Genomic DNA, 4735 nt, shown 5'->3' on the forward strand with positions numbered 1-4735 from the left:
CGGTTTTCAAGGTCTTGCAACGCAGGAGCAGGGCAAATCCGCCATATCCGAAGGACGGCCAAACTTGCCGTCAACTGCTTTGTCGATCGCTTCAACCGGGGGTCCACCCCGCTTTTCAGCGATCTTCTCGCATTTGATCGGCAATTTTGCCGCCATATCGACCCCATTTATGGGTCCGTGACCTAGAGCCCCAGCCCGCCGATGCAGACATATTTGGTGTCGAGATAATCCTCGATGCCCTGATGCCCGCCCTCCTTGCCGAGCCCCGACTGCTTGAGCCCGCCGAAAGGTGCCTCGACGGTGGTGATGATGCCCTCGTTCACGCCGATCAGTCCGTATTTCAGCCCTTCGGACACCCTGAAGGTGCGGCCGAGATCGCCGGTGTAGAAATAGCAGGCGAGACCGTAGATCGTGTCGTTGGCGAGCTGGATGGCTTCCTCCTCGGTCTCGAAACGGTAGACCGGCGCAACGGGCCCGAAGATCTCCTCCTGCGTGAAGAGCATGTCGGTGGACGCGTTCGAGATCACGGTCGGTTCGAAGAACGTGCCGCCGAGCGAATGACGGTTGCCGCCGGTCTCGATCTTGCCGCCCTTGGCCCTGGCGTCGGCGATGAACTCCTCGACCTTCTCGACCGCCTTGTCGTCGATGAGCGGCCCCTGCTGGGTTCCCGCTTCCAGCCCGGGGCCGACCTTGAGCTTGCCCGTCGCCGCGGCAAGCTTCTCAACGAATGCATCGTAGACGCCGGCCTGGACGTAGAAGCGGTTGGTGCACACGCAGGTCTGGCCCGAATTGCGGTATTTCGCCGCGATCGAGCCTTCGACCGCGCGGTCCAGGTCGGCATCGTCGAACACGATGAACGGCGCGTTGCCGCCGAGTTCCATCGACACCTTCTTGACGGTCGCGGCCGACTTTTCGATCAGCACCTTGCCGACCTCGGTCGACCCCGTGAAGGTGATCTTGCGCACCAGCGGATTGGCGCAGATCTCGTCGCCGATCTCCGACGCCGAACCGGTGAGGATGTTGACGACGCCCTTCGGGATCCCGGCTTCCTCGCACAGCACGCCCCAGGCGAGCCCCGAATAGGGCGTCTGCGAGGCGGGCTTGACCACCGCGGTGCAGCCCGTCGCCAGCGCCGGTCCGATCTTGCGCGCCAGCATGGATGAGGGAAAGTTCCACGGCGTGATCGCCGCGATGACCCCGACCGGCTCCTTGGTCACCATGATGCGCCGGTCCGCCCAGGGGCTCGGGACCGTGTCGCCATAGGTCCGGCGCCCCTCCTCCGCGTACCACAGGATGTAGGCGGCCGACATGCCGACCTCGCCCTTCGCCTCGGCGAGCGACTTGCCCTGCTCCATGGTCAGGAGCTCGGCCAGCGCGTCCTGGTTGTCCATAATGGCGTCGTGCAGCTTGCGCATCAGCTTGGCGCGGTCATTGGCCGATGTCCTGCGCCACGACTGGAACGCCGCGCTGGCGGCCGCGATCGCGCGCCTGGTCTCGGCGGTGCCCGATTTCGGCACCGTGCCGATCTTCAGACCGGTGGCCGGATTGACGACATCGATCGTCTTGCCGGAATCCGCGGCAACCCATTCGCCGTCGATCAGGTTGGCTTCGCGCAGGTAGTGGCTGGTTTTCTGCAGCATCCGGATCATCTCGACGCCCGATCCGGCGCCGCCTTCAGTTTTGTCTTTTCAGAAGCTTCCGCACCGATATATGCGCTCCGGGTGCACGCGATCAACTGATGCGCGACAACTGGACCGCCTCATCCAAAGACGTAATGGGCCACCGCGAGCCAGAACGCCGTCGTGACGACCGCACAGGCCGTCGCGATGGTCATCGTGCTCGACGACAGGGCCTGCCCGGTGCCGAACCGCGTCGCGACGAGATAGGGATTGACCCCGGTCGGCATCGAGGCCGCGGCAATGGCCACCTTGGCGGTGAAGGGCGGAAGTCCGACCAGCACCGCCATGGCGAGCACGATGCCGGGCATCACCATCAGCTTGAGCCCGGCCATGGCGATCGCGGCGGCGACATTGCCGGAAATGCTGAATTTCCTGAGACCCAGCCCCATGGCGAACAGGGCGACGGTGCCCGCGACGTTGGCCAGCGCATCGACGAAGCGCACGCCGATCGCCGGCAGCGCGATCCCCGTCGCGCGCCACGCGAGCCCGGCAAGAATGCCTATGACGAGCGGGTTCGAGAACAGCTTGCGGAGAAAATCGGCGAAGATCGCGAGCGGATCCGAAGCGCCCTCGCCGCGGCTCGCCCATGCGAACAGCACGATAGACGCCGCCATCATGCTCGGCAGATGCACCGCAACCAGCAGTGAAAGCACCTCGAAGCCCGGTTGCCCGTAGACGCCGAGCATGAACGGCACGCCGAGAAGCACGAGGTTCGAAAACGAGGCCGAAAGCCCGCCGACGACGGCCGCCTTCGCATCGCGGCCGAACACGCGGACCATGACGATCTGCGCCATGATCCAGGTGACGACGATCCCCGGGAAGTAGGTCGCCCAAAGCGCCAGCGGCAGGCCGCCGCCGAAATCGATGTTCACCATCGTCCGGAACAGGAGCATCGGCACGGCGACCGCCACCGCGAAATCCGACAGCGCGTCGCCGACTTCGGTTCTCAGAAAACCGGTCCAGCCGCACAAGTAGCCCAGGGCGACAAGTCCGAAGACGAAGAAGATGGTTTCGGCGAGAGGCGACACGCCGCGCGTTTACGCCAGCGATCCGCATTCGGCAAGGCGCCAGCAGCCGCCTTGCCGATGGTGACTTGCCTTTCATCCGTCTTTCGCGCCCCTATATGCACCGAACCGAAGAAGGAACGCCATGTCCCGCACCCTTGGCCTCGTCATCCTGCTGCTTGTGTCGCTCGCGCCGGCAACCTCGGTCGCAACCGAGGCCGGCTGGGCACTGCTGCGCACAGGCGGGCAGATCGTCCTTCTTCGACACGCACGGGCGCCGGGCACGGGCGATCCGGCGAACTTCGACATCGACAAATGCGCCACGCAGCGCAACCTGTCCGAACAGGGCCGGCTCCAGGCGCGCCGCATCGGCGCGCTGATCGCCGCACGCGCCGCGCCGACGGAACGTGTCTTGTCGAGCCGCTACTGCCGCGCCAAGGAAACCGCGGCGCTGGTCTTCGGCGCCGGATCGGTCGAGCTTTTCGAGCCACTGGATCCTTCGGCCGGAGACGACAATCTCGCGAAAGAGCGCGCGGCAGCCGTGATGGAGGCGATCCGGGCCTATTCCGGCAGCGGCAACTTCTATCTCGTCACCCACGACACGAACATCAAGGCGCTGACCGGCCACACCGCGCGCGAGGGCGAGGCTGTCATCGTCGTGCCGAACGATACGGGCCTTACCATGATCGGAAAGATCGTTTTCAACTGAACGATCGGGCCGATTTGGACCTTTCCCTTGCAGGCAAAAAAGACTAGACGCGGAGCCTTGCAGACAATGAGAACACCGAGGGTACGATAGTGACTTCGACATTTGACACGGTCGCGGGCATCATTTCCGAGACCAGCGAGATCGACCGGGACAAGATCACGCCGGAAAGCCACACCATTGACGACCTCGGCATCGACAGCCTCGATTTCCTCGACATCGTCTTCGCGATCGACAAGGAATTCGGCATCAAGGTGCCGCTTGAGAAATGGACCCAGGAGGTCAATGACGGCAACGTTCCGACCGAGGAATATTTCGTCATGAAGAACCTGTGCGCCAAGATCGACCAGCTCGTAGCGGCCAAGTCCGCATAGCCGGATGGCTGCGTTGAAGGCCGGAGCGTCCCATGGCTGACCGGGATGTCCTCATCACCGGCATCGGCCTGGTGTCTTCGCTGGGCGAAGGCAAGGACGCCCATCTGCGCGCGTTCTCCGGCGAAGGCCGGCCCGTCGTCGACAGTGAACACTTCGCGCCCGTCTCCGTGCATCCGCTGCCGGAAATCGACTGGTCGCTGCAGATCGCGCGACGTGACCAGCGGCAGATGGAAACCTGGCAGCGGCTCGGCACCTATGCCGCCGGTCTCGCACTGGACGATGCCGGGCTCAAGACGGACGAGGAACGCTGCGCACGCATGCACATGATCGTGGCGGCGGGCGGCGGCGAACGCGATGCCGAAGTCGACGCGTCGATCCTCGCGGCCGGCCTGTCGCGCAACGACTGCGACGTGCTGATCAACGAAAAGCTCATGACCGAGCTGCGACCGACGCTGTTTCTGGCCCAGCTCGCCAATCTTCTCGCCGGCAACATCTCGATCGTCCACAAGGTGACGGGCTCGTCCCGTACCGTGATGGGCGAAGAGGGTGCGGGCATCGCCGCGATCGAATCCGCCGTTTCGACGATCGCGGCCGGCCAGGCCGAATGCACGCTGGTCGGCGGCGCCTACAATGCCGCGCACTGGGACATGCTTCTGACATACGCGCTCGGCGGACATCTGCACACCGCGCCGTGGAAGCCCGTCTGGCAACGCCAGGGCGAAAGCGGCGGCGGCGTGGTCACCGGCTGCGGTGCGGCCTTCCTGATCCTCGAATCGCGCGCATCCGCCGACGCGCGGGGCGCCACCGGCTACGCCCGTCTCGAGCAGGTGGTGTCCCAGCGCGGGTCGGACGGCGACGCGTTCAAGGACATGATCGACCGGATCGCACCTGAAACGGCGGCCGAAGCGCCGCTTCTCACCATCTCCGGTGCGTCCGGCGCTCATCGCGTTACGGCCGCGGAACGGGAAGCGT

Annotated in this window: 6 protein-coding genes; 4 read left to right on the plus strand and 2 right to left on the minus strand. The window is 64.9% G+C overall.

Features of this window, described 5'->3' with window-relative positions; genetic code table 11:
- Nucleotides 1-181: hypothetical protein (locus M9955_26515; GenBank protein MCO5085202.1), on the plus strand; the 181-nt coding region annotated here is incomplete at its 5' end.
- 1 nt (nt 182) lies between these two features.
- Here the strand turns inward: M9955_26515 and M9955_26520 are convergent.
- Together M9955_26520 and M9955_26525 are read right to left on the minus strand one after the other, a co-directional pair.
- Entirely contained in the window at nt 183-1640 is a 1458-nt protein-coding gene (locus tag M9955_26520; protein ID MCO5085203.1) for an NAD-dependent succinate-semialdehyde dehydrogenase, read from the minus strand.
- A gap of 119 nt (nt 1641-1759) precedes the next feature.
- Nucleotides 1760-2707, minus strand: a complete 948-nt coding sequence (locus tag M9955_26525; protein ID MCO5085204.1) for an AEC family transporter — start codon at nt 2705-2707, stop codon at nt 1760-1762.
- 121 nt (nt 2708-2828) lie between these two features.
- On the opposite strand from M9955_26525, the gene M9955_26530 reads away from it, so the two are divergent.
- From M9955_26530 to M9955_26540, 3 genes are all read left to right on the plus strand, one after another.
- Nucleotides 2829-3392, plus strand: coding sequence for a histidine phosphatase family protein (locus M9955_26530; protein MCO5085205.1), 564 nt, complete (start codon nt 2829-2831; stop codon nt 3390-3392).
- A gap of 89 nt (nt 3393-3481) precedes the next feature.
- A complete protein-coding gene (locus M9955_26535; protein ID MCO5085206.1) occupies nt 3482-3763 on the plus strand; it encodes an acyl carrier protein in 282 nt (93 codons plus the stop codon).
- Between the two features lie 32 nt (nt 3764-3795).
- Nucleotides 3796-4735 (plus strand): beta-ketoacyl-ACP synthase (locus M9955_26540; GenBank protein MCO5085207.1); only part of this gene is annotated, 940 nt, incomplete at its 3' end.

Source organism: Rhizobiaceae bacterium (genome assembly GCA_023953845.1).
Lineage (GTDB): Bacteria > Pseudomonadota > Alphaproteobacteria > Rhizobiales > Rhizobiaceae > Arvimicrobium.

Coding starts and splice junctions, on each gene's coding strand:
- M9955_26520 (MCO5085203.1), bottom strand. CDS start 1,640: ATGCTGCAGAAAACCAGCCACTACCTGCGCGAAGCCAACCTGATCGAC.
- M9955_26530 (MCO5085205.1), top strand. CDS start 2,829: ATGTCCCGCACCCTTGGCCTCGTCATCCTGCTGCTTGTGTCGCTCGCG.